Here is a 24,820-nt window from a genome sequence, read left to right on the forward strand (position 1 = left end):
GATAGGCTCACCGTCATGGAGCCCACCGTCGACATCGACCCAGCCGATCACGAGGCTGCGTTGACCCGTGCCGCGCTGCGGGCTGCCACCGGCGACCGTGCCGCATTGACGACGTTCATCGAGGCCACCCACACCGATGTCTGGCGATTCATCGCCCACCTCGGCCATGCGAGCACCGCCGACGACCTGACCCAGGAAACCTTCCTGCGGGCCATGCGGTCGTTGCCGCGGTTCCGGGCCGAGGCGAGCGCGAAGACCTGGCTGCTGTCGATCGCCCGACGCGTCTGCGCCGACGAGGTGCGCCGCGCCCAGTCCCGACCCCGGGTGAACGCCGACGTCGACTGGGTCTCGGCCGCCGACGCCGCCCATGCGGGCCGGTCCTACGTGCGCTGGGAAGATCTCGTCGAGGTCAACATGCTGCTCGCGGACCTGCCGACCGAACGTCGGGAAGCCCTGGTGCTCACTCAGATCCTCGGACTGTCGTATCAGGAGGTCGCCGAGGTCACCGGATGCCCGATCGGGACCGTACGTTCCCGTGTGGCCCGCGCCCGCGAATCCCTCGTCGCCGCGTCGTCGGCTCATCGCCGCAGCGTGTAGCCCTTCCCCGTCGAGTGGGCACCCTTTCCCGTCGAGTGGGCAGACCACATCCGCATCGGTGACCCAGATCACCCACGATCACCGGGAACTCTGGGCCCCGCGCATCCGACCTATCCTGAGGACGAGTGCGTATGCGGCCGCCGACGTCATCAGCGTGACCAGCCCCTGATGACCCGGCGCCGGGAATCAAGAGGATCGTGTGACCACCGATGTGACGACCGTGACCGGCTCGGATACCGAATCCGTCGGCCCGCCCGAGCCCCAGCGACTCCAGCTCGATCTCACCGGCATGACGTGTGGGGCGTGTGCGGCCCGCGTGGAACGCAAACTCAACAAGGTCGACGGGGTGAAGGCGTCGGTCAACTACGCCACCCGGGTCGCCACCATCGATGCCGCACCGACGGTCACCACCGACGATCTGTGCGACGTCGTCAACAAGGCCGGCTACGGCGCGACGCCCCGCGATGACGTCCCGCGCGCCATCCCCGACACCGACGCCGCCGAGGCCCGCCGCCTCTTCCGCCGACTCGCCGTCGCGGTGGTGCTGTTCGTGCCGCTCGCCGACCTCTCGATCGTGTTCGCGGTGGTGCCGACGACCCGCTTCCCCGGCTGGCAGTGGCTGCTCATCGCGATGGCCGCACCCATCCTGACGTGGTGCGCGTGGCCGTTCTACAAGGTGGCCGCGAAGAATCTGCGCACCGGCGCGGCGACCATGGAGACGCTGGTGACGCTCGGTGTGCTCGCCGCCACCGGCTGGTCGTTGTACTCGATGTTCACCACCGACCCCGACGCCCGGGCGACCACCGGCGTGTGGGATGCCATCTGGAGTAGCGATTCGATCTACCTCGAGGTGGCCACCGGCGTCACCGTGCTGGTGCTGGCCGGACGGTATTTCGAGGCGCGGGCCCGGTCCCGGGCCGGCGGTGCGTTGCGCGCGCTGGCCGCGATCGGCGCCAAGGATGTCGCCGTCCTGCTGCCCGACGGCCGCGAGATGCGGATCCCGGCCGAGGAGCTGAAGGAACAGCAGCGTTTCGTCGTGCGTCCCGGGGAGACGGTCGGCACCGACGGCCTGGTCATCGAGGGCCACGCCGCCATCGACATGAGTGCGATGACCGGCGAATCCCGGCCCGTCGAGGTCACCGTCGACGAGCCGGTGATCGGCGGCACGACGGTCCTCAACGGACGGATCATCGTGGAGGCCGCGGCGGTCGGTGCGGATACCGCATTCGCAGGCATGATGCGCCTGGTCGAGGAGGCCCAGTCCGGTAAGGCCCGCGCACAACGGCTCGCCGACCGCATCGCCGGTGTCTTCGTCCCGATCGTCGTCGTGTTGTCGCTGGTCACGCTGGCCACCTGGCTGCTCCTCGGGCAGCCCGCCGACCGTGCGGTGTCCGCGGCGCTGGCGGTGCTGATCATCGCCTGCCCGTGCGCACTCGGCCTGGCCACCCCGATCGCGGTGATGGTCGCGACCGGCCGCGGCGCCCAGCTCGGCATCTTCCTCAAGGGCCACCAGACCCTGGACACTTCCCGGCTCATCGACACCGTCGTCTTCGACAAGACCGGCACCGTCACCGAGGGCGCACTGTCGGTGGAGTCGGTGACCGCCGTCGCCGACGCCGATGCCGACGAGGTGCTCGCCCTGGCCGCCGCCGTCGAATCCGCCTCCGAGCATGCCGTCGGCGCGGCGATCGCCGCGGCCGTCGCCGAGGCGGACCGCCGCCCGGTCAGCGACTTCCACGCCGAACCCGGCCGCGGGGTATTCGGCATCGTCGACGGCCGGCGGGTGCGGGTCGGATCGCCGCGCTGGGCCACCGCGAACACCGTCGTCCCCGCCGACCTCGCGCGCGTCCGACGCGACGCCGAGGCGGCCGGCACCACCGTCGTCTACGTGGTCGTCGATGACGAGCCGGTCGCCGCGATCTGCGTCGCCGACACCGTCAAGGCGTCCGCCCCCACGGCCATCGCCGCGCTGCGTGCCGCCGGTCTCCGCACAATCCTGCTGACCGGAGACAATGCGGGTGCCGCCCGTGCCGTCGCCGACGCGGTGCAGGTCGACGACGTGATCGCCGAGGTCCTGCCCGACCAGAAGGTGGAAACGATCCGCCGTCTGCAGGACGAGGGTCATTCGGTGGCGATGGTCGGCGACGGCATCAACGACGGTCCGGCCCTGGCGACCGCGGATCTGAGCCTGGCCATCGGTGCAGGCACCGACGTCGCGATCGGCGCCGCCGACGTGATCCTGGTGCGCGATGACCTGCGTGCGGTGCCGGCGGCGCTGAGCCTCGCGGGAGCGACGCAGAAGACCATCCGCACCAACCTGGTGTGGGCGTTCGGCTACAACGTGGCCGCGATCCCGATCGCCGCGCTCGGAGTGCTCAACCCGCTGATCGCGGGGGCGGCGATGGCGTTGTCGTCGCTGTTCGTCGTCACCAACAGCCTGCGGCTGCAGCATTTCGGCGAGTCACGCCGCTGAGCTGACCCGCCGAGCTCACCCGCCGAGCCGAGCCGCCGGGCCGACCTGGTCCCGCGTCAGCGGCGTGCTCGCACCGTCAGCCCCACGGTGGCCACGACGGCAATCACGAACAGGGCGATCACGATCACGGAACCGTGCGTGAGAACAAGTGTCACCGCCAGCGCACCGGAGACGAATGCCCCGCCGCCCGCGGCGATCCACCATGCGCCCGAACGCGATTCGCGGTCCGACTCCGACGGTGCGGGCTGCTCGGCACGCGCGGCGAGCATCCGTTCGACCAGATCCGGCCCGGTGTCGGAACCCACCACCCGCAGCGGTTCGCGGATCTGCGGGAGCGCAATCGCGGCCAGCGCGGCGGCAAACTCCGTGCAGTCGGCGCATCCGGCGACGTGCTCGTCGACCCGCACCGACGGAACGGTCTCCCGTTCGCCGTCGGTACGCGCCGACAACGCCTCTCGCGCCACCTCACACCGCATGAATCGATTGTCCCGATCGGGTCAAGCCGGACCTCTCAGCGCCGCGACTTCGCGAGGTCTTCGAGCATCTTGTTGTAATCGTCGAGTTCGGTGTCCTCGTAGGTCTCCGCGTGCCGGTCGGCGCGGCGGGCGGCCCGCCGATCGGATTTGGCCCACTGCGAGACGATCGCGACGACGACGAGGACGACCGGCACCTCACTGGCACCCCAGGCGACCGCACCGCCGAGCCATTGGTCGTGCAACCGGTCGGTCACCCACGGCAGATCGAGCTGACTGTAGAACTTGTCGCCGACCACCGAGGTCATCGTCATCAGTGCGATACCGAAGAACGCGTGAAAGGGCATGACCGCGAACAACAATCCGATCCGTGCCAGGAACGGGATGCGACGCGGGCCCGGATCGATGCCGATGATCACCCAGTAGAAGAGGTAGCCGACGAAGATGAAGTGAATGGTCAATAGGACGTGGCCCCAGTGGTACCGCGCGAATGTCCCGAAGATCGCGGTGAAGTACACCGCGTACAGCGACAGCACGAACAACACCAGAGCGACCGCCGGATGCGACAGGAAGCGGGTGACCTTGGAGTGCAGCGCCCACAGCAACCATTCCCGCGGACCGGGTGGGCGGCGGGAACCGGCGGTCGGCAGGGCTCGCAAGGCGAGGGTGGCGGGTGCCCCGAGCACCAGCAGTACGGGCGCAAACATGTTCAGCGCCATGTGTTCTGCCATGTGGACGCTGAACATCGCCGATCCGTAGGCCCGGATACCCGAGCCGGTGACGATGATCACGCACAGGCAGCCGAGTATCCAGGAGATGGTGCGTCCGACGGGCCAGGCGTCGCCCCGTCGATACAACCGCCATGCTCCCAAGCCATAGAGGATCGCGGCGACGACGAATGCCGTCCCCATCACGAAGTCGAAGCGCCAGAAGGTGGCCAGTCGCCAGGCGTCGGGCGCGCCCGGCAGTTCGTAGCCGAGGAACACATCCCACGCGGTGAAGGTGTGTGCCAGCAGCCCGGGGGCGACGCGGGTGTCCATCACCGTCCAGCACGCGACGACGACGATCATCAGCACCGCGGCGAGGACCTGTGGACGCCAGATCCGGTCGGCACCCGATCCTCGCAGCGCGACGATGCTGCACACCAGCACCGCGGCCAGCGCGATGAGCATCACCATTGCGGCCAGACCGAACGCGGTGGAGAACAGGTAGCGCACCGGCAGCAGGAACGCCACCAGCCCGCTTCCGGCGAGCAGCGCGACGGTGTCGGCGATGGCCAGGATCCACGCGTGCCGGCGTTCCAGGATCGCCCGATCCGAGTCCGGTGTGACCACCGGCGCGGTCGCGAACGCGACGCGGTAGCCGATGCCGATAGCGGCGGCCAGGATGAAGAGGATGACCAGGCTGGTCGTGTAGTCGTGGTTGGGGCCCTGACCACCGTTGCCGGCCATCGGCAGGGCCGCCACCGCGATGCCGGTCGGGATCAGCAGCACCAGGTGCGCGATCCAGGACAGGAAGAACCGGATCGCGATTGCCACGATCGTTGCGAAGATCGCCACCACCAGCCAGGCCACCGCCTCCTCGCTGACCCCGATCGCGTCGAACAGCGTGCCCGAGGACAGCACCTTGCCCAGCGGCAATCCGTAGCCGTCGGCGGCCGCGACCCCCACCATCAGCCACGACAGCACCGCCCACACCGGCGCGGCCGACGAGACGAAGCGGTGGGCGCGGTAGACGGTCGCGTCGATGATGCCGTTGGAATCGGGCCGGGCTCCGGCGACGACGAAGGCCAACGCACCCAGACACAATGCGGCCAGCACCGTACCGAGGAAGTACCCGGCGACGTCGGCAATGGCGATCGGCATCCCGGGGTAGGGGTCGCCGCGCTCGATGTGGCGGGCCGACCCGCTCGCGGCCCCGTAGATGACGATGCCGACCAGCGCGATGCCGACCAGCGCCGCCAGCCATCGAGCCGTCCGGATGGTCGGTCGGGTCGGGGCGGTGGTGTCGTCGGTGCCCGGTACGTCGGGCGAGTGTGTGTCGGGAGCGGTCACAGAATGTAGGTCTCCTAGCAACGCTGCAGCGAGACAGCGTCGGAGTAAGTCTACGACGCTGCGTCGGTGTGACCGATTCGGCGCCGATCGGGCCGCTCAGTCGCGACTCAGGCGGGCCCAAGTACGCTGAACAGCGGCGTGGAGACCTCGCGGCGAGATTCCGGGGTGCTGCGGCCGTGCGAACCGTTGACTTGGAGTGTGAGGGAACCCGTGGCAGACAAACGTCGGAAGCCAGTCGTCGACCCACGAGCCGCCGAGCGTCGGCGCTCGCTGTTCATGCGGATCGGGGCCGTGGTGGCGATCATCGTCGTCGCGGCCGTCGTCGCCGTCTCCATCCTGTGGTCCAACGGGAAGATTTTCAGTGACGACAGTTCGGTCGCCGCCGGTACCCCGCCGACGGTCACCACCGACGGGGCCTTCCGCATCACCACCGCTCCGGCCGGTACCACCCCCAAGGCGGTCGTGGAGATCCTCGAGGACTTCCAGTGCCCGGTGTGCAAGCAGTTTGAATCCGTGTTCGGCGACGCGCTCACCCAGCTGAAGTCCAATCCGAACGTCGCGATCGACTATCGGCCGGTCGCCATCCTCGACCGGATGTCGTCGACGAACTACTCGACCCGCGCGGCGAACGCGTCGGCGTGTGTGGCCGAATCGACCGGCGGCGCCAACAACTTCGAGGTGTGGCTGAAATTCCACTCCCTGCTCTATGAGAACCAGCCCGCCGAGAACGGTTCCGGCCTCACCGATGACCAGTTGGCGTCCTACGCCACCGAAGCCGGTGCGCAGAATGTCAAGGACTGCATCACGCGCGGTGACTACGAGGACTGGGTCACCCAAGAGACCAAGGACTCTGGTGTCACCGGAACACCGACCGTGAAGATCAACGGGCAGGACTTCAACATCCAACAGGGCCCCGAGGCCTTCGTGGCAGCGGTTAATGCCGCTGCCGGCTCCCAGCAGTAGGACCCAGCCCAGCAGCATGATCGAACGAAACGACATCATGGCCGGCATCACATCTGAGACCGAACCCGACAAGGCGCTCAACGCGGACTCCCTCGAATCCGATGACAGCACCGACGATCCGACCGACGACCGATCGTGGTGGCTGCAACGTCCCGACGTTTCCCCCGCCACCGGCATCGCCGTGCTGGTGCTCGGGATCATCGGGTTCATCGCGTCGGCGACGCTGACGATCGAACGCATTGAGCTGCTGATCAATCCGTCGTACCGCCCGAGTTGCAGCATCAATCCGGTGTTGTCGTGCGGTTCGGTGATGGTGACGCCGCAGGCCCGGCTGTTCGGCTTCCCGAACCCGCTGATCGGTATCGCGGCGTTCTCGGTGATCATCGTCACCGGTGTCCTCGCGACGGGTCGCGTGTCGTTGCCCCGGTGGTACTGGCTGGGTCAAACCATCGGCCTGGCACTGGGTTTCGTCTTCGTCAACTGGCTGGCGTTCGAGAGTCTGTACCGGATCAACGCGCTGTGCCCGTACTGCATGGTGGTCTGGACCGTCACGCCGATCCTGCTGATCCTCTCGGCCGGACGACTCCTCGGAGATTCTTACCGCGCCCGCGACATTCGCGGCTGGCTCTGGGTGCTACTTCCCCTCTGGTACGCAATCGTCATCGTGGCCATCGGAATTCAGTTCTGGGATTACTGGTCCACACTCATCTGAGCCGACCGAGTCGCGAGGAGCCTTAGGGCCTTGCGTGAGCCCCGGCGCCTTGCGTTGAGCTCCGTCGAAACGACGATCCTCGAGACCACGCAACGTGGAGCTGGGAACTGGTTGCAGCGCAGCATCACCCGACGGCAGACCGAAGCCGGCCGCCTACCGCGGATAGGTGGTGATGGTTTCCCCGGAGACGGGGTCGCGCCAGATGACCGCCCGATCGGCGAGCATGGTGGGGATCAACAAGCCCATGTGTTTTCGTTGGTGGTCCGGGGTGCACAGCGGCATCAGGTTGAATTCCACCGTCCAGCCACCGGTGATCGGATCCTGGTGCACGAATTTCACCAGGTGATCGATCTGGCAGTCACTGGCCGGCCGCCCGCACTGCGGGTACCGGCAGGTGCCATCCAACTCGATGATCTTCTCCCGCAACCACGCTGGTATCCGATACGTCAACGCACCCGGCGGCGGGAGGAGATGGCCGCCGTGCCCGGTCGGGTCGACCGGTGGCGCGGGGAACGGATCGTCGAGACGACGCCACGCCGCCGGTATCCGATCCAGCGAGGTGGCGGTGCTGACGGTGGGTATGTCCAGGGTGGGAAACTCGGTGACGGTCACCAACTGTCCCGAACCGATCAACGACCTGGCATGAGCTTCGTCCACCACGCCGAAGTACTCCAACCGGGCTTCCCGCTGCCCGGACGGGTCGGTGATCAACGACAGCGACAACTGCAAATCGTTTTCGGGTTCGGTGTCGGTGTCGGTGTCGGATTCGGTGTTGGGGTGCGCCTCGACGGTATCCGTTGCCGCACCGTCAGCGTCGCCGTCGGTGACCGTCTCGGGAGCGTCGGTCGTCTCGGGTTCGGTGATCTCGTCAGCCTCACCGCACTCGGCTTCAACATCGAACGGATCAGCCGCGCCGCCGTCGACATCGATGTCGAGGTCGGTCAGGCCACAGGGCTCCTCCGGCAACGGGACCGCCCGCGAGCAGTTACCCCGCCCGCATTCACACGACAGGTACGCACCCGGCAGGCCCTGGATTTCGGCGAACGCCGCGACCTGCACCTGACCGCGGCGACGCGGATCACGCGGGCAGATCCGCTCACTGATCATCTGTGCGATCCGCGCCGCCAGATGCGCACCCACCTCCCCCGGTGCGTACACCGAGATACTGCAATGCCCGTTGGTGTCCCGACGGACCCGCACGTTCTGATCACGCGCGGCGGCCTCCTCCCGACGGTCGGCGGCACCGTCGGGATCCAGCGCGATCACCATCTCGGCGACCTGATCCCGCAATGTCGTATCCGCCTGATTACGTCCAGCGAGTTGCAGTGCGCGGGTTTCGGCGAACGCGCGCACATCGTCATCGGACAGCACGACGATCTCGTCGGCGATGATGCGGATACGCTCCAACGACTGGTCACCGGCCAAGAAGGCGGCGGTCACCGTCGGGAGCGTCGACAGCAGGAAGCTCAGCGTCATCCACGCGGTGGCGTGCGGTACCGACACACCCAGCGCGGTCGAGACCTTGCCGGTGGCGGCTTTGTCGACGGCACCGGTGGTGTGCGCGTTGGTCATGTGGCCCGAGAGCAGCATCTCGTCGTACACGGTGTGCCCGATCCGGGCTGCGGAGAGCACCTTCCGGGCGATCAGTTGTCGTTCTTGGCGTTGCAACGATCGGGCCAGGGCGGTGGCCTGCTCGGCGGGGAGGTGATCGATCATGGCGGCGTCGGCGGCGGTCATCGACAGTTCCGGCGCGGTAGTCGTGCGAATTGTGGTGTCGGCCATGATGTTCACCCCCTCTGCTCGGTCGCTCCAACTGAACTGACTCAAGTGTAACGACGACCACCGACAACCTTCTCCGCGCGGAATCTGGTGGGGGTGAACGCTGTCGGCTATATCGCGCGTGGGTTCGGTTGGTGGTGGCCAGGTTTCGTCGTCGGCCTGCGGAGGTCTCGACACGGTCCTCCGCTATCGCTCCGGACCGGCTCGACCAGCTGGCGGGTCGGCGAGAGCGTCAGCCCGCTGCGAGCAGATCACCGATCCGGCAAGCCATCATCATGATCGTGGCGTGCGGGCCACTGCGTCCGGGACTCGGCAGGATCGAACCGTCGACGATGCGCAGGCCCTTCACGCCCTGCACACCGCCCAACCAGTCGACCGCATCGCCCATAGGCATACTCCCCCAGGCGTGTTGGGAGGTACGGACCACCGGGTCGATGACGATCGACCCAGGGTCGACGAGATCGTCGAACTCCTTGGAGGACAACATATCCACCACGTCGTCGGCGACCGACCACATCCGGGCCGCGTCGTCGGTCAACGGCGGGTCGAGGATCACCTCGACGCCGCCGCCGGACGCGGTGACCACCGAACCGGTACCGCTGTGAAGCATGGAGCAGACTCCGACCACCGGTCGCCCACCCCGACCACCGGTCACATAGCGATCAAAATCGTCAGAATAACAGCGGATTTCGATTCCGGATTCGGTATGAACGACGGTCTGTAGCAGCGGTGTCAGGTCCTCGGCATCGGTGCGCCCGTAGCCGACGAGCACCTCGCGGTGCTCACCGATCCGCGCGCTGTCGCCGACACCGAACACCTGCGGTTGCGATCGCAGCAGCAGCCCGGCAGTACCCAACGTACCGGCGCACAGGATCACTTCGTCACATCGCACCGCCTCCCCACCGACGCGGACGCCGATGATTCGTCGACCACTGACCGCGAGGTCCTCGACATGCGCATCCGTCCGGACAGTCAGGTTCGGCCGGCCGATCGCGGCACGCAGGTACGCCTCCGCCGCTGTCATCCTCAGCCCGTCGACCTGATTGCCGAGTACCCGGTTCAGGCCGACGATCGGCCAGCGCTGCACCGGATCTCGCGTCGGTACCCGCGATGCCCAATATCGCTCGAAAGCCCGTGCCGCCGCACTGAGCTCCCCGTCGGCGGCCGGACGGACCGACATTCTGCCACCGGGATCATCGAGTTCCCGGTAGGCCGCTTCCACCTCGGCGAGGCCCCATCCGCTCGGCCAGGACGCGAAATCGGTGTCGTGCCACCGCAGAAAGTAGCCCCCGTTGACCACCGACGACCCGCCGAGCCCACGCCCGCGCACCACCACGTGGCCCAATGCCTCCGGAAGTGTTGTCGCGTAGATCGAGTCGGCCCCGATGGGCAGTCGCCGCAGATCCCGGATGGAGTCATCGGGCCAACCGGGCCCCTGCTCGAGAAGCAGCACCGAGCGGGCTCCGTCGCGACTGAGTTTGTCGGCCAACACGCAACCCGCGCTGCCCGCACCGACGATGACGACGTCGACGGTCGAGGGCACGCGCTCGGTCACCCCGGTCACCTCACCGGGTGACGATGGGCCGCAACGCTCCCAGATCCCGCTCGCGCACAACGCCTTCCCACAAACCGGTGCCATACGCGAGGTCGTCGAGACGACGGCACACCAGGTAACCGATCGGACCCATCGCCGGCGCGGCCCCGGGTTCGGCAATCACCGACCGAATCCACTCGACGACCCCCTCGACGACGGCCACCTCGATGACGAGAGCCCGGAAACGCTTGGAGATCAACGCCAGCACCAGCGCCACCGGCCAGTAGTGGCGACAGATCGCACCCGCGGCCTGCAAGAGCCCGAACCCGGCGGCGCGGCCGGTCATCTGCGCGGCGGCCACCGGCGCATCGGGAAGATCGCCGAGCCGCGTCCGCAGCCGGTAGGCCACCCGGGTCAACACCAGGAACGCGATCGCCAGACCCACCTTGGTCCGGGACAGCAGCGCACCGACGGCCACCGCCATCGAGGCGGTCATCACCATCGGAGCCGCGGTGCTTCCGTGCCGCTGCGCGAGGAACGCCGCTCCCGTTCCGTAGAACCGGCGACGCGACAGGACCTGCCGCATACTCGTCCGGTGATCATGCGCAACCCGCGCGACGGGATCGTATCGGATGCGCCAGCCCGCCTCGTGTAGTCGCCAGCACAGGTCGACGTCCTCAGCCACCCGCAGCTTCTCGTCGAATCCGCAGAAAGCGTTGCGCCGCACGATCATCGCCGCACTCGGAACGTAGGGCACCGGGGTTCCGGGAACCACCGCGGCCTCACCGGGACCCATGTCGAGTGACGAATATCGGTTCTCGTAGCGTTCGGCCAGCGACGGACGCCGACGCATCGTCGGCCCGTCCTCACGCCCGGACAGCCCGACGATGCGTGGTGCCGCCAGCGCCACCAGCGGATCGGAGAAATGCGCCATCAGCATCATCAGCCACTCGGGTTCGGGCACGACATCCGAATCGAGGAAGGCGACGAACTCGGTCTGCGCCGCGGCCGCTCCGGCATTGCGCGCCGCGGCCGGACCACGATTGCGGTCGAACCGGATGACCTGCACGAGCGGACCGGACGCGACAATCGGTTCGGCCGACCCGTCGTCAACGACGATCACGCGCCGACCGTCCACCGCCGCTACCAGTCTGTCCACACCGGACTGGTTGTCGCGCACCGGGATCACGATGGTGACATCGTCGACGCACGGACCCGCCATCGGCCGTGGATGAGCGATCCCCGCCTCGAGCAGGGTGCGGGAGAGGCGACGGGTGGCCGGGTCACAGACCTCGATGCGGCCGTAGCCGGAGGTCATCCCCAACGCGGCGTCGCTGAGCCGCATCATCCGTGTGGGCGATCCGCCGACCAGGAAACGAAGGTCACCGCCCCTGGCGCAACGCATGTCGATCTGCACCTGGAATCCATCCGGCAGACCGGAATCCTGCGCCCGGATTGTGGCCGTGGTCGATTCGACGGTGGTCACCGCAGCCGCCCCCCGTCATCGACGGTCCATTCGGTCAACGCCCGGGCGAGGTCGCCGATCGCGTGATCGAGCAGAAGCGCGCCCGCCTCGGCCGACGACGACGACGCGTCGCCGAGAATCCCGTTGGCACTCACCGCCGAGACCCCGCCGGTGCGCAGCGCGCCCATCAGGGTGGCCATCGGTTCCCGATTGCCCACCTCGAGCCGATCCGAGCGCACCACATCGGGTGAAAGATGAAGCAGGACCGAGGTTTCGGTGTGACCCGCATGCGCGTCAGCGTCCGGGAACATACACGGATACCACGCCACATCCCGGGCCTCGTACCGTAACCGTGCGACCGCCGTGGTCAATGTGGGCACATTCCCTCCGTGTCCGTTGACGAAGGCGATCCGCTGCGCCCACCGGCATGCGCTGCGCCCGTACTCCAGCAGCACTGCGCCCAGCGCCTCCGCGCCCAGCGAGATGGTGCCGGCGAATCCCTCGTGCTCACCGCTGGCCCCGTAGGGAATTGCCGGAGCACAGGAGTAGGGAGCGTCGGTTGCCAGACGCCCGTGCGCACCGGATGCCACCGCCACCGCGATGCGGGTGTCGGTGTCGAGCGGAAGATGCGGTCCGTGTTGCTCGAATGAGCCCACCGGTACCAGTACGGTCATCGCCGAGTCGGTCAGTTCCGGCCACACGTATCGCCCCAACGTCGCCGGTCGCACCATTCGGCCAAGTTTAGTGCGCAAAGCGCCCAGGGGTAACCGGTCGGCGGGTATTTCCCTCACCGATTCCCGACGCCGCCGACCCGCTTGCCGAGCGATCGGTCGGTTGTGGAATCCTGGACGGCATCGCCGTGACACCCGCCACATATGGGTGCCAGATCAGGGAGGACCACCATGACCGGAGAATCCGCATCCACCAGCGGTAAGAGCGGACCGCTCAGCCGTGTTCGCGTGATCGAATTCGCGGGCATCGGGCCCGGCCCGCATGCCGCGATGCTGCTGTCGGACCTCGGTGCAGACGTGATCCGCGTGCAACGCCCCGGCTCCCTGCCGCGTGAGGGAGCCTCGGCCGACGCACTGCTGCGCGGCCGTCGGGTCGTCGAGGCCAACCTCAAGGACTCCGCCGACCACGAGACCATCCTGAATCTCATCCGCAAGGCCGATGTGATCCTCGAGGGCTTCCGCCCCGGCGTGATGGAACGCCTCGGCTTCGGACCGGACGCCCTCGCAGAGGTCAATCCCGGCCTGGTCTATGGCCGCATGACCGGCTGGGGGCAGGACGGGCCGCGCGCCGAACTCGCCGGCCACGACATCAACTACATCTCGCTGACCGGCATGCTGCACGCCGTCGGCCGTCGCGGGGAACGTCCGGTTCCCCCGCTGAACCTCGTCGGCGACTTCGGCGGCGGGTCGATGTTCCTCGTCCTCGGGGTGCTCTCGGCACTCATCGAACGCCAGACCTCCGGTAAGGGACAGGTCGTCGACGCCGCCATGGTCGACGGCGCTTCCGTTCTCGGACAGATGATGTGGGCGTTCCGTGGCACCGGACTGTGGTCGGATGAGCGCGGCGTGAACATGCTCGACACCGGCGCGCCGTACTACGACGTGTATGAGACCTCCGACGGCAAGTACATGGCGGTCGGTGCGCTCGAACCGCAGTTCTATGCCGCGTTCATCAACGGTCTCGGCCTGGCCGACGCCGATCTTCCGGCCCAGAGCGACATCTCCCACTGGGACACTCTCCGCAAGACCTTCACCGCCGCCTTCGCATCGCGCACCCGCGACGAATGGACCAAGGTCTTCGAGGGCACCGATGCCTGCGTGTCCCCGGTGCTGACCTTCACCGAAGCGCCCGACGATCCGCACATGGCCGCGCGCGCGAACCTCGTCGAGATCGACGGCGTCACCCAGGCGCAGGTCGCCCCGCGCTTCTCCCGCACCTCCCCCGAGACGCCGACCGGTCCGGCCCGCGAGGCCACCGACCCGGCGACGGTCTGGAACGACTGAGAGAATACCGACCCTGCCGTCGAACTAGAACGTGTTACAGTTTTTGCATGGGACAGTTCGACGGCAAGGTCGTCTACATCACCGGGATCGCACGTGGTCAGGGACGCAACCACGCACTGCGATTTGCACGCGAAGGTGCCTCGATCATCGGCCTCGACATCGCCGCACCGGTCGCCGATCACATCACCTACCCGCCGGCCACCGCCGACGACCTCGCCGAGACCATCCGCCTCGTCGAAGAGGCCGGCGGTAAAATCCTTGCCCGCCAAGGCGATACCCGTGACCTGGCCTTCCAGCAGGAGTTGGTCGCCGACGGCGTCCGGCAGTTCGGCGGCCTCGACCACGTGATCGCCAACGCCGGCATCCTCTCCTGGGGACTCACCTGGGAACTGTCCGAGCAGGAATTCACCGATGTCCTCGACGTCAACGTGACCGGCACCTGGAAGACGTTGCGCGCCACCATCCCCGCCCTCCTCGACACCGACGCCGACAACCGCTCCATCGTCATCATCGCCTCGGTCGCGGGCCTCAAGGCGATGCCGGTGCAGGCGGCCTACTCGGCGTCGAAGTACGCCCTCACCGGACTGGCTCAGACGACCGCGAAGGAACTCGCACCGCGACGGATCCGCGTCAACTCGATCCACCCCTACGCGGTGAACACGCCGATGGGAGTCGCCGACAGCTCGGCGATGAAGATCTTCGACATGGGTGAGTACACACGGTATTTCGTCTCGATGATGGACCACTTCCCGGTGGCCTCCCTCGACGACATCTCCGACGCCGTGCTCTACCTGACCTCGCCCCAGGCCCGCGCCGTCACCGGCTCCCAATTTCAGATCGACATGGGTAATTCCAAGGTCTGACCACGGTGTAGTCCGGTCGGCTGAAATCGCTGCGACCACCGCGAAACGGGCACGCCCACGGCTGATTCGCACCTTACGATCGCCGCATGACCTCCCCCGGGCCCGCCGGTCGACCCGAACCACATCAGCGGGCGGTACCGGCACCGCCCGCAGCGCCGTGGCGCCCGTCATCGCCGCCGCCTCCACCCCCCCCGACCGGGGCTCCACCAGATGCCCGGATACCCTGGGCCACAACAGTTCATGAATCCCGGTGCGGGACTGCCACCCTTGAGCCCGGCGCCGCAGCCTGCGTGGACTCAGCCCAGCACGTCTCTTCCGCCGGGACCTCCCCCGCCACCCCATGGATTCGGCCGCACAGGACTGATCCTCCTCGCGGCAGGCCTGGTCACCATCGCGATCTGTTGTGTCGTCGCTGTTGTGATCGTGGTACGACCGGGCGGAATCAGCGACGAAGAGGCCGTCGAAGAACTCATCACCGGGTACTACGACGACCTCGCGCGAGGGCACTTCATCGATGCGGCCGAACGCTCGTGCCCCGAGGAGTCGGCATTCCGTGCGCAACACCGGGAGTACGAGGCGGAGGGACTCGATGGGCTCGACCTGGACGTCGAGGTTCTCAGCGTGGACATCCGATCCGATCACGCCTACAGCGTGATCGAACGGGACTACAACGGAGAACGAGTCGAAGCCGACAGCGAAGCACGCCAACTGCCCGACGGATCGTGGTGTCTGATCGATCTCGACTGAATACGCTGCCGCCCAACAGTACTCGGCACCATCCCGAGCAAGGGGACGAAGCGCTCAATGACCACAAACGTCCCCGTCAGCGACCCTGAACGGACAGTTCCGAACAGAATCCCTGTCGGGGACGGTTGTGGGCATCTCACTGAGAGCCAGGGCTCTCCGAACGGATCTCAGGCCTCGCCGTAGGACCGTTCGAAGCCCTCCGGGATGATCAGATCATCGCGCGACAGCTCGTGAACACTCTTGCGTCCCAAGCCCATCAGGACTCCGTCGAGTCCCATGCGCAGCAGGTCGAGCACGTTCTCGACGCCCGGCTGTCCGTTCGCGGCCAGACCCCACAGGTAGGCGCGTCCGATCATCACCGCACGAGCGCCGAGGGCGAGCGCCTTGGCGACGTCGCTACCGCGGCGGATACCACCGTCGAGCAGCACTTCGATGTCATGGCCGACGGCGTCGGCGATCGGGCCGAGCACCCGGATGGTGGCCGGTGTGCCATCCAGGTTGTTGCCGCCGTGATTGGACACCGACAGCGCCGAGGCGCCGATGTCGACCGCACGCTTGGCGTCGTCGAGGCGCGTGATGCCCTTGACCATGAACGGGCCATCCCACTGCTCCCGCAACCACTTCAGGTCCTCCCAGGTGGGCGGTGCGGTGTTCATCCATTCGTAGTACGCACCGAAGAAGGTCGGTCCGGCGGTGCCGACGGTCGGCGGCAGGTTGGGTGCGGTCAGATCGGGAATGATGATCTTGCCGTCGCGAATCCAGTCCAGCGCATACCGCGGCTTCGTCGCGATCTCCGGGGCGAGCCGCAGCAGCGCCTTGAAGTCGACCTTCTCCGGGATCTCCGGGCTGCCCCAGTCACGACCGATGTTGAACACCCAGTCGGTGGTGACGATGAGTCCCTTGGCACCGGCCGCCTTGGCGCGCTCCACGCGGGCGAGGATGTCGTCGCGGCTACCGAGCCAGTAGATCTGGAAGAAGATCTTGTCGTTGACCGCCGTCACCTCCTCGATGGGATGGCTGGCGAAACTCGACAGTCCCATCGCGGTTCCGCGAGCGGCCGCGGCGCGGGCGACGGCCACCTCACCGTCGGGGTCGACGGCCTGCACGCCGGTCGGCGAGATCATCACCGGAAACGAGAGCTCTTGCCCCATCACGGTTGTCGTCATCTCACGGTCGGGCTGGACACCGACGACGTGCGGTGCGAACCCGAGTTCCTTGAAGGCGTCGGTGTTGTCGTTGACGGTCACCCCGGCCTGGGTGCCGGCGACCAGTGACGAGTACACCGACTTGGGCAGCCGCTTCTTCGCGCGGCGCTGCGCCTCGGTGACGGTTTCGAACCAGGGATTACGGGCCCAGGGATTGGTGACCATTGTTCTTGTTCCTACCTATTTCATCTCATGTGCGGGCACCACCGAACCGCCCGGCATACACGCCGAGCGTCGGTGATCCACCGCGTGGGTACTACAGCGAGAAGCCCGCCAAGGGGTTCTCATCACAGCTCTTCGAGGGCGGGCCACCGATCGGGGTCATCTCCCCGTCCGGCCGCCGGGTCATCAAGGTGAGAGGTGTCCCTCGCGAATGATCCTTGTTTGCAGTCGGTTTGGTGCGTTCACCGGCGAGCAATTGCTCGCCGTAGCCCTGCACGCACTCCGGATCGGGGCCGGCCAGGGGCAGACCGGTGAAGAACTTCGCGGCCATGCAGCCGCCACGGCAGGCGTCGAAGTGTGCGCATTTGGTGCATGCTCCGGCGTTCTGCGGTTCACGCAGTTCGAGGAACAGATCCGATTGCTGCCAGATCTGCTGGAATCCACCGCCGGTGGTGATGTTGCCGGCCAGGAAGTTCTCGTGGATGGCGAACGGGCAGGCGTAGACGTCGCCGACCGGATCGATCAGGCACACCACGCGACCGGCACCGCACAGGTTCAGTCCCGGCAGTCCACCGCCTCCGGACCCACCGAAGGCCGACAGATGGAAGAAGGAGTCGCCGGTGAGCACGTTGTCCCCGTGTGCGACAAGCCAATTGTAGAGTTCGAGCTGCTGCTCGGGCAGCGGATGCAGATCGTCCCACACGTCGGCGCCGCGCCCCGACGGACGCAGCCGGGTGATCCGCAGGGTGGCGTTGTAGCGGTCGGCGAGCGCTTTGAACTCGTCGAGCTGGGCGACGTTCTGACGCGTCATCACCACCGATATCTTCGCGTCGCGGAAGCCTGCCTCGGACAGGTTCTCCAGCGCGCGGACGGCCATGTCGAAGGAGCCCGGTCCGCGCACCGCGTCGTTCACCTCGGCGGTGGCACCATCCAGCGAGATCTGTACGTCGACGTAATCCGAGGCCGCCAGGCGTGCCGCGACCTCTTTGTTGATCCGTAAACCGTTGGTGGAGAACTTGACTCCCACCTGATGACTGGTCGCATAGTCGACCAGTTCCCAGAAGTCCGGCCGCACGGTCGGCTCGCCGCCACCGATGTTGACGTAGAAGACCTGCATCCGCTGCAGCTCATCGATAATGGCCTTGCACTGCTCGGTCGACAGTTCCCGCGGGTCACGTTTACCCGACGACGACAGGCAGTGCACACACGCGAGGTTGCACGCGTAGGTGAGCTCCCAGGTCAGGCAGATCGGGGCGTCGAGACCCTTCTCGAACTGGTCGACGAGGCGCCCGACTTTGGGCGGCGCCGTCTGCGCCACCGGGGCGACGCTGGCGAGTCCGGTTGCGGTGGGCGGCATCTCGAGTGTGGTCATGCGGGTCTCCTTGGGCTTTTCAGGAGCGATATGTGGACGGACGAGGAGGGGAGATCAGCGCCGGACGATCATCCCGGAGTCGGCGAGGGCCGACAGCGCCTGCAGATACAGCGGGCGTTCGGCGGTACCGATACCGGCGGCGACGAATGCCGCTTCGGCGGACTCGTGCGCGGACAGCGACTGCACGATCCCGACGACCGTGAGGTTTTTCAGGAACGACAGCTTGCGCGTTCCGAAGTGGTAGAGGAGCGCACCGAACGGTTCCGGGCGCAGCGCCACCTTGGGATTGAGCTCCCAGGCGGCGCCGACGTCGAAGGACAGTGCCTTGCGGATGGTGGTGGAAGTGGGGGCCGGGGAGTCGCGCCGGTCACCGGCGATCGCATCGGAGCGATCGCCGGCAACCGGAGCCGATGTCGGGGTGGACATCAGTAGACCCCGCACATCCCGTCGATCGAGACCTCTTCGACGAGGGACTCACCCACGAGCTCGGTGTCGACGTCGGCGGGAACCGACAAGTCCTGAGCTGCCTTGGCTGCCTGATCGGCCATGATCCAAACCTCCTAGTTGATCGGGTAGTGATGTGGATCACCGATCACTATAATGGCACCGAGTGCAGAATTGCACCCCCTGGCGAAAAGCTAGCCAGGTGGACAGGTGCAACCCGGAACGAAAGGGCGCCCATGACCAGCACGAATTCGCCCCGATGACGACCGACGCGACGGCACCGGGTCGACGACCGTCGACGAGTCGCGCGCAGATCAGCGCCACCGCCATCGATCTGTTCACCACCATCGGATTCGAGGAGACCAGCGTCGAGGACATCGCCGACGCCGCCGGCATCGCCCGTCGCACCCTCTTCCGCTACTTCCCGTCGAAGAACGCGATCGCCTGGGGTGACTTCGACGCCCACCTCGACGAGTTGCGTCATCTCCTCGCCGACATCCCCGACGATCTGCCCATCGCCGACGCGGTGACACGCGCCCTCGTCGCCTTCAACACGGTGCCCCCACAGGGCGCCGACGGTCACCGTCGGCGCATGCAGTTACTCCTCGGAGTGCCCAGCCTGCAGGCACATTCGATGCTCATGTACGCCGATTGGCGGCACGTCATCGCCGAGTTCTGTGCGCATCGACTCGGACTCGACGAGGACGACCACCTACCGCAGACGATCGGCTGGATGTGCCTGGGCACCGCTCTGGCCGCGTACGAGCAGTGGCTCAACGATCCGGATTCCGACCTGGAATCGCTGATCCGCGCAGGCTGCGAGGTCCTTGCGAACGGCGTCGCGGCGCTGCACTGATGCGAACGCCGTCACCCCCACTACCCTGAAACCCTATCGCCGGTGCCGGTGTCGACGGCCCGGCATCTAGGCTAGGCTCAAATTAGAACGTGTTCTATTTTTCCAGATGGAACACCCCTGACGACGCCAGGAGAGGCTCGGATATGACCGAACTGACGCCCCACGGCTCCCGCAGCGTGATCCTCACCGTGGCCGAGGTCATCGACGAGACGCACGATTCCCGATCGATCGTCTTCGAGATCCCCGACACCGCCAAGGAAGCGTTCACCGAGTACAAGGCGGGCCAGTTCCTGACCCTGCGCATCCCCAGCGACCGGACCGGGTCCGTGGCGCGATGCTACTCACTGGCCTCCTCCCCGGTCGGCGGTGAGCCGCCCAAGGTGACCGTCAAGCGCACCGCCGACGGATACGGCTCGAACTGGGTGTGCGACAACCTCTCCGCCGGTTCCCAGGTCGAGGTGCTCCCACCCTCGGGGGTGTTCACCCCCCGTTCCTTCGACGAACCCCTGCTGCTGATCGCCGCGGGCAGCGGCGTGACCCCGGTGATGTCGATCCTCAAGACCGCACTGCAGCGCGGCTCGGAGCCGGTGGTGTTCTTCTATGCCAATCGCAGCGCCGACGACGTCATCTTCGCCGACGAACTGCGCGCACTGCAGACCACTCACCCCGACCGCCTGCTGATCATCCATTGGCTCGAGTCACTGCAGGGCCTGCCCTCGGCGCAGACCCTGGCCACCGTGTTCGGCGCGTTCCACGGTCACAGCGCGTACATGTGCGGGCCCGGCCCGTTCATGGATGCGGTGCACGCGGGCCTGCACACCGCCGGATTCGCCCATCACGACGTCCACGCGGAGGTCTACAACTCGCTGTCGGGCGATCCGTTCGCAGACGTCGTCCTCGACGAGGTCAGCGACGAGGAGCAGGCCGACGCCGCGACGGTGGAGGTGGAACTCGACGGCGACACCCACGAACTGTCCTGGCCACGCAAACGCACTCTCATCGACATCATGCTCGAGGCCGGGATCGACGCCCCCTATTCCTGCCAGGAGGGTGAATGCGGTTCGTGCGCCTGCACTCTCATCGAGGGTACGGTCGAGATGGACAACGACGGGGCCCTCGATCCCGAGGACATCGAGGACGGTTACATCCTCGGCTGTCAGGCCCATCCCACCTCCGACCGACTGCGAATCGAGTTCTGACACATGCTTTCTCGCCTCTCCCCCACGCAGCTCGCCCGCGCACTTGCCGGGATGCTGTTGACCATCGGCACGCTGCATTTTCTGGCGCCCAAGCCTTTCGACGAGATCATCCCCGAGGAGATCCCCGCCGATCCACGCATGCTGACCTACGCCTCCGGCGTCGCCGAGGTCGCACTCGGCGCGGCATTGCTGGCGCCGGCGACCCGCAAACCGGCCGCGGCGGGCGCTGCGGCACTGTTCGTCGCGGTCTACCCGGCGAACATCAACATGGTGCGGCTGTGGTGGGACAAGCCGGCGATCTACAAGGCGATCGCCATCGCGCGTCTGCCGCTGCAGTTCCCGATGATCGTGGCGGCGCTGAAGGTCTATCGGAACTCCTGACCCCGACGGCGTTAGGGTCGGAGGGTGTTCTGGAACCGTAACGATCTGACCCCTGCCGATTCTCGACGATGAGTTCCGCCGACGATCCCGACCTCACGCCGGCCGATGACGACGCCCATGCCGGCGCGCGGGTGCTCGTCTGGTTGACGATCGTGGCGTCGGTGGCCGGCGCCATCACCGGATTCGTCGGCGGAGCCTTCCGCTGGTTGCTGGTGCGCGCCGACGAGATGCGCCTCGACATCGGCGACTGGGCTCATCATCACGGTTTCGCGGCCCTGCTGGTGCCGGTGGCGATCTCGGCGGCGGCGGCCGCCGTCGCCACCGCGATCACCCGGTGGGAACCGCGGGCCGCCGGCAGCGGTATCCAGCATGTGGAGGCCGTAGAGCGGGGCGAGGCGGAACCGCCGTCGCCGCGGGTGGTGCCCGCACGGTTCGTCGGCGGCCTGATCGCCATCGGCTGCGGTGGCCTGGTGCTCGGCCGGGAGGGCCCGACGGTGCACATGGGTGCCGCGATCGGCACGATCATGGGACGAGTCACACGGTGCACCCGCGACGAGATCCGGGTGTTGCAGACGGTGTTGTCCGGTACCGGCCTCGCGGTGGCCTTCAACGCCCCCATCAGTGGCGCCCTGTTCTGCATCGAGGAGATCGCCAAGACCGTCAAACTGCGCTACGTCCTGTGGACGATGGCATCGGTGGCGGTCGGCACGGCGTGCAGCCGCGTCGTCGTCGGCAATCACCCCGATTTCACGGTTCCGGCGATCAGCACGCCGGCGTTGGCGTCGATCCCGGTGTTCGTCGTCTTCGGCGCGATCGTCGGAGTCCTCGGAGTTGCCTACAACTGGCTGATTCGCGCCTGCCTCACCACATTTCAGGCCATCGACCGGGTTCCCGGACCGGCCAAGGCCGCGGTGGTCGGTGGCGTCGTCGGTGCGATGCTCATGATCAACCCCGACCTCGGCGGCGGTGGTGACGATCTGACCCAGGCGCTGTTCGGTGGTCACCGACTCGCGATCGGCGTGATCGTCCTCTACCTCGCGGTGCGGTTCTTCGCCGGCCCCGTCTCCTATTCGGCGGGCACCCCCGGCGGCATCTTCGCCCCGATGATCGCCCTCGGCGGACTCAGCGGCCTGCTCGCCGCCCGCATCATCGACCTGTTCGCCCCCGGTTACGGACACGACCTGATGATTCCTCTGATGATCGTCGGAATGTCGACGCTGTTCACCGCGGTGGTGCGCGCCCCGTTCACCGGCGCCGTGCTGGTGATGGAGATGACCTCCACCACCAATATCGCGGTGGCCCTGCTCGCCGGTGGCGCCGCCGCGATGATCGTGTCGCAACTGCTGAACTCGCCGCCCATCTACGACGATCTGCGGGAACGCATGCTGGCACAGTGGAAAGGCCGTGAGGGCGAAGGTGTGTGAACGACGGCCGCGCCGACCGTCCCGTCTGCCGCGCCACCCGTTCCACCGGCCGCACCCCACGTCCCGTCGGTCGGAACCCAGCTCAACCGGCGATCGGGACCCGACTCGACCAGTGGGCACAGCGCCCTACCGAAGCCCGCGGTAGTGGACACGAGTCGGTCGATCGAGATGCTCGATCGCGTAACCCAGTGCGGTGCGGCCCATTTGGGCTGCGTGCGTGTCCAGGTACTCGCTGAGCAGGTGCGGGTCGACGCGTTTTCCCATCTCCCGCAGCATCCAGCCGAAGGCCTTCTGGATCAGATCACGCCGATCGCCGACCACCAGCGGCGCGACCGCCAGGGTCGCCACTGCATCCCCGTGTCGCAGGAAGGCCTGACCGCCGACGATGCCGGCGCGGCGCACCCAGAGCGGTTGCGCTGCCGCGGTATCCGTCAGCAGGGAGATGTCACCGATGCGCAGGCACCAGTGGCCGAGCACCGGTCCGGCCGCGACGTCGACCAGATCCCAGTTGTCGATCCGGCCGGCGTGCAGCGCCTCGAGATAGTCGGCAACCCACGCCCGGTGCTCGGCCGCATCGGCACGGGCGCAGGCGTCACCCATCATGATCAGGGCCAGGTGCCGGATCTCGTGGGTCGTCGAGGTGAGGAGTTCGGCAACCTCGCCGCGTGCGATCCCCCGGAAGCGCCGGGCGATCGCACGCAGGTCCGGTACCGACACTCCGAGGAACTCGTCGCCCTCGGCGTAACCGCCGGGCCCGGCCTGCAGGTACTTCGACATCTGTTGCGCACGTTGCGGATCGGCAATCCGGGTCACCGCGTCGACGGCGGCCGACGCGGTCAGCTCGCCCGGTTCAGAGGAGGTCTGCAACAGGTGTCGGCGTCTGCAGCCTGGGCCGCGACTTCATCACCGGTCCGGCCTTGCCGGCCCCCACCACGGCGGTCAGGATGCCGTCGCGGCTGTAGTAGGCGAGGAATTTGGTGCCGTCGTCGCTGACGATGTGCACGGTGTCGTCGGCACGTGGATGCCCGAGAACCTGGAACTTCACCGCGAACTGGTCGCTCCAGAAGTACGGCACCGCGCTGGTGATCGGTTCACCGGGTGTTCCGGTGATGTCACGGGCCGCCACCGACGCCTGTTCCACCGTGTTGTTCCAATGCTCGACTCGTGTCGGCTTCCCGTGCGCATCAAGCCAATTGGCGACGTCACCGATCGCCCAGACATCGGGTGCACTGGTCCGCCCGTTCTCGTCACAGGCGATTCCGCCGCCGTCCGAACGTCCGGCGAGCGCGATACCCGAACCCTCGAGGAAGTCGGTGACCGGAATCGACCCGATACCCACGACAACGATGTCGGCGGGCAGTTCGGTGCCATCGGCCAGGCGAACCCCGCGCACCCGGCCGTCGTCGGCGAGGATCTCCGCGACGCCCACTCCGAGGTGCACGTCGACGCCGTTGGCCGCGTGCATTCGGGTCACCAGATCACCGATCTCGGTGCCCAGCGACGCCGCGAGCGGTGTCGGTGCAGGCTCGACGAGCGCGACGGCGACACCCCGATCGGTCAGACTCGCCGCCACCTCACATCCGATGAATCCGGCACCGATCACCACCGCCGTGGTCGCGGCATCGATCTCACCGCGCAGGGCGTGGGCATCGTCGACGGTTCGCAACGTGTGGACACCCGCCAGGTTCTCCGCACCCGGGAACGCCCGGGGAATCAGCCCCGTGGCCAGCACCAGCGTGTCGTATCCGACGGTTTCACCGTCCACGGTGACCGTCTTGGCCCCCGGGTCGACCGCGGTCACCGGCGCGCCGAGCCGTAACGTGATGTTCGCGGATTCGTAGAACTCGTCGGGTTTGAGGTCGACGCGGTCGTCCTTGCCCAGCAGCACCGACTTCGACAGCGGCGGACGATCATAGGGCGCATACGGTTCGGCACCGATGAGGGTGATGGGGCCCTCGTAGCCGTCGTTACGCAGGTTCTCCGCCAACCGGATCGCACCCAAACCCGCGCCCACCACGACCACGCCATTGGTCTGTGCACTCATCGTCGTCGATGTCCTCTCAATGCGGCCACATCCTTCATCTGTTCGGGTTCATACAGGA

General features: G+C 67.2%; 23 protein-coding genes. 11 read left to right on the forward strand and 12 right to left on the reverse strand.

Annotation, left to right across the window (positions count from 1 at the left end; translation table 11 throughout):
* The first annotated feature begins 15 nt into the window (after positions 1-15).
* Positions 16-597 (forward strand): sigma-70 family RNA polymerase sigma factor, encoded by a 582-nt coding sequence (locus ACWDPV_RS00130; RefSeq protein ID WP_449741276.1) that lies wholly within the window; start codon positions 16-18, stop codon positions 595-597.
* Positions 598-796: 199 nt separating this feature from the next.
* A complete protein-coding gene (locus tag ACWDPV_RS00135) occupies positions 797-3,070 on the forward strand; it encodes a heavy metal translocating P-type ATPase (RefSeq protein ID WP_425476212.1) in 2,274 nt (757 codons plus the stop codon).
* Positions 3,071-3,126: 56 nt separating this feature from the next.
* Here the strand turns inward: ACWDPV_RS00135 and ACWDPV_RS00140 are convergent, their stop codons facing one another.
* Both ACWDPV_RS00140 and ACWDPV_RS00145 read right to left on the reverse strand, forming a co-directional pair.
* On the reverse strand, positions 3,127-3,546 hold the full coding sequence (locus ACWDPV_RS00140; RefSeq protein WP_425476211.1) for a zf-HC2 domain-containing protein: 420 nt from the start codon (positions 3,544-3,546) through the stop codon (positions 3,127-3,129).
* A 35-nt stretch (positions 3,547-3,581) separates the two neighbouring features.
* On the reverse strand, positions 3,582-5,597 hold the full coding sequence (locus ACWDPV_RS00145; protein ID WP_449741277.1) for a cytochrome c oxidase assembly protein: 2,016 nt from the start codon (positions 5,595-5,597) through the stop codon (positions 3,582-3,584).
* Positions 5,598-5,807: 210 nt separating this feature from the next.
* On the opposite strand from ACWDPV_RS00145, the gene ACWDPV_RS00150 reads away from it, so the two are divergent.
* On the forward strand, positions 5,808-6,560 hold the full coding sequence (locus tag ACWDPV_RS00150) for a DsbA family protein (protein WP_348805575.1): 753 nt from the start codon (positions 5,808-5,810) through the stop codon (positions 6,558-6,560).
* 16 nt (positions 6,561-6,576) lie between these two features.
* Positions 6,577-7,272, forward strand: a complete 696-nt coding sequence (locus ACWDPV_RS00155) for a vitamin K epoxide reductase family protein (protein ID WP_425476209.1) — start codon at positions 6,577-6,579, stop codon at positions 7,270-7,272.
* Positions 7,273-7,425: 153 nt separating this feature from the next.
* On the opposite strand, the gene ACWDPV_RS00160 is transcribed toward ACWDPV_RS00155, so the two are convergent.
* From ACWDPV_RS00160 to mftE, 4 genes are all read right to left on the reverse strand, one after another.
* A complete protein-coding gene (locus tag ACWDPV_RS00160) occupies positions 7,426-9,054 on the reverse strand; it encodes an HNH endonuclease signature motif containing protein (RefSeq protein WP_348809147.1) in 1,629 nt (542 codons plus the stop codon).
* Positions 9,055-9,283: 229 nt separating this feature from the next.
* On the reverse strand, positions 9,284-10,606 hold the full coding sequence (mftG, locus tag ACWDPV_RS00165) for a mycofactocin system GMC family oxidoreductase MftG (protein WP_348805578.1): 1,323 nt from the start codon (positions 10,604-10,606) through the stop codon (positions 9,284-9,286).
* Between the two features lie 10 nt (positions 10,607-10,616).
* Entirely contained in the window at positions 10,617-12,071 is a 1,455-nt protein-coding gene (gene mftF, locus ACWDPV_RS00170; protein ID WP_348809146.1) for a mycofactocin biosynthesis glycosyltransferase MftF, read from the reverse strand.
* The gene (gene mftE / locus ACWDPV_RS00175; protein WP_348805580.1) at positions 12,068-12,781 is read right to left on the reverse strand and encodes a mycofactocin biosynthesis peptidyl-dipeptidase MftE; all 714 of its coding nucleotides are present in this window, start codon (positions 12,779-12,781) and stop codon (positions 12,068-12,070) included. The genes mftF and mftE overlap by 4 nt, the downstream gene beginning before the upstream one ends.
* A gap of 171 nt (positions 12,782-12,952) precedes the next feature.
* Here mftE and ACWDPV_RS00180 point away from each other — a divergent pair, with 171 nt between their 5' ends.
* From ACWDPV_RS00180 to ACWDPV_RS00190, 3 genes are all read left to right on the forward strand, one after another.
* A complete protein-coding gene (locus tag ACWDPV_RS00180; protein WP_348805581.1) occupies positions 12,953-14,065 on the forward strand; it encodes a CaiB/BaiF CoA transferase family protein in 1,113 nt (370 codons plus the stop codon).
* Between the two features lie 47 nt (positions 14,066-14,112).
* Positions 14,113-14,928, forward strand: a complete 816-nt coding sequence (locus ACWDPV_RS00185) for a mycofactocin-coupled SDR family oxidoreductase (protein WP_348809145.1) — start codon at positions 14,113-14,115, stop codon at positions 14,926-14,928.
* 417 nt (positions 14,929-15,345) lie between these two features.
* Positions 15,346-15,675 (forward strand): hypothetical protein, encoded by a 330-nt coding sequence (locus ACWDPV_RS00190; RefSeq protein ID WP_348805583.1) that lies wholly within the window; start codon positions 15,346-15,348, stop codon positions 15,673-15,675.
* A 167-nt stretch (positions 15,676-15,842) separates the two neighbouring features.
* On the opposite strand, the gene mftD is transcribed toward ACWDPV_RS00190, so the two are convergent.
* The 4 genes from mftD to mftA all read right to left on the reverse strand — a co-directional run bounded on the left by mftD (position 15,843) and on the right by mftA (position 18,962).
* Positions 15,843-17,045 (reverse strand): pre-mycofactocin synthase MftD, encoded by a 1,203-nt coding sequence (gene mftD, locus ACWDPV_RS00195; protein WP_348805584.1) that lies wholly within the window; start codon positions 17,043-17,045, stop codon positions 15,843-15,845.
* 91 nt (positions 17,046-17,136) lie between these two features.
* Positions 17,137-18,414, reverse strand: a complete 1,278-nt coding sequence (mftC, locus tag ACWDPV_RS00200) for a mycofactocin radical SAM maturase (RefSeq protein ID WP_348805585.1) — start codon at positions 18,412-18,414, stop codon at positions 17,137-17,139.
* A gap of 54 nt (positions 18,415-18,468) precedes the next feature.
* Positions 18,469-18,840, reverse strand: a complete 372-nt coding sequence (gene mftB, locus ACWDPV_RS00205; protein ID WP_348805586.1) for a mycofactocin biosynthesis chaperone MftB — start codon at positions 18,838-18,840, stop codon at positions 18,469-18,471.
* Positions 18,840-18,962 carry a mycofactocin precursor MftA gene (gene mftA, locus ACWDPV_RS00210; protein WP_348805587.1) on the reverse strand — a complete coding sequence of 41 codons (123 nt, stop codon included), beginning with the start codon at positions 18,960-18,962 and terminating at the stop codon, positions 18,840-18,842. The genes mftB and mftA overlap by 1 nt, the downstream gene beginning before the upstream one ends.
* 155 nt (positions 18,963-19,117) lie before the next feature.
* Here mftA and mftR point away from each other — a divergent pair, with 155 nt between their 5' ends.
* The 4 genes from mftR to ACWDPV_RS00230 all read left to right on the forward strand — a co-directional run bounded on the left by mftR (position 19,118) and on the right by ACWDPV_RS00230 (position 22,718).
* Positions 19,118-19,714: a mycofactocin system transcriptional regulator gene (gene mftR / locus ACWDPV_RS00215; RefSeq protein ID WP_348809144.1), complete on the forward strand. Its 597-nt coding sequence runs from the start codon at positions 19,118-19,120 to the stop codon at positions 19,712-19,714.
* Positions 19,715-19,857: 143 nt separating this feature from the next.
* Positions 19,858-20,913, forward strand: coding sequence for a ferredoxin--NADP reductase (locus ACWDPV_RS00220; RefSeq protein WP_348809143.1), 1,056 nt, complete (start codon positions 19,858-19,860; stop codon positions 20,911-20,913).
* Positions 20,914-20,916: 3 nt separating this feature from the next.
* Positions 20,917-21,294, forward strand: coding sequence for a DoxX family protein (locus ACWDPV_RS00225; protein WP_348809142.1), 378 nt, complete (start codon positions 20,917-20,919; stop codon positions 21,292-21,294).
* Positions 21,295-21,362: 68 nt separating this feature from the next.
* A complete protein-coding gene (locus tag ACWDPV_RS00230) occupies positions 21,363-22,718 on the forward strand; it encodes a ClC family H(+)/Cl(-) exchange transporter (protein ID WP_348809141.1) in 1,356 nt (451 codons plus the stop codon).
* 126 nt (positions 22,719-22,844) lie between these two features.
* Here ACWDPV_RS00230 and ACWDPV_RS00235 read toward each other — a convergent pair whose 3' ends face one another.
* Positions 22,845-23,585: a DNA alkylation repair protein gene (locus ACWDPV_RS00235; RefSeq protein ID WP_449741278.1), complete on the reverse strand. Its 741-nt coding sequence runs from the start codon at positions 23,583-23,585 to the stop codon at positions 22,845-22,847.
* Positions 23,569-24,762, reverse strand: a complete 1,194-nt coding sequence (locus ACWDPV_RS00240) for an NAD(P)/FAD-dependent oxidoreductase (RefSeq protein ID WP_348809140.1) — start codon at positions 24,760-24,762, stop codon at positions 23,569-23,571. Before ACWDPV_RS00240 ends, ACWDPV_RS00235 begins: the two co-directional genes overlap by 17 nt.
* Between the last annotated feature and the right edge of the window lie 58 nt (positions 24,763-24,820).

The sequence above is a fragment of the Gordonia sp. NPDC003504 genome, from assembly GCF_053587995.1.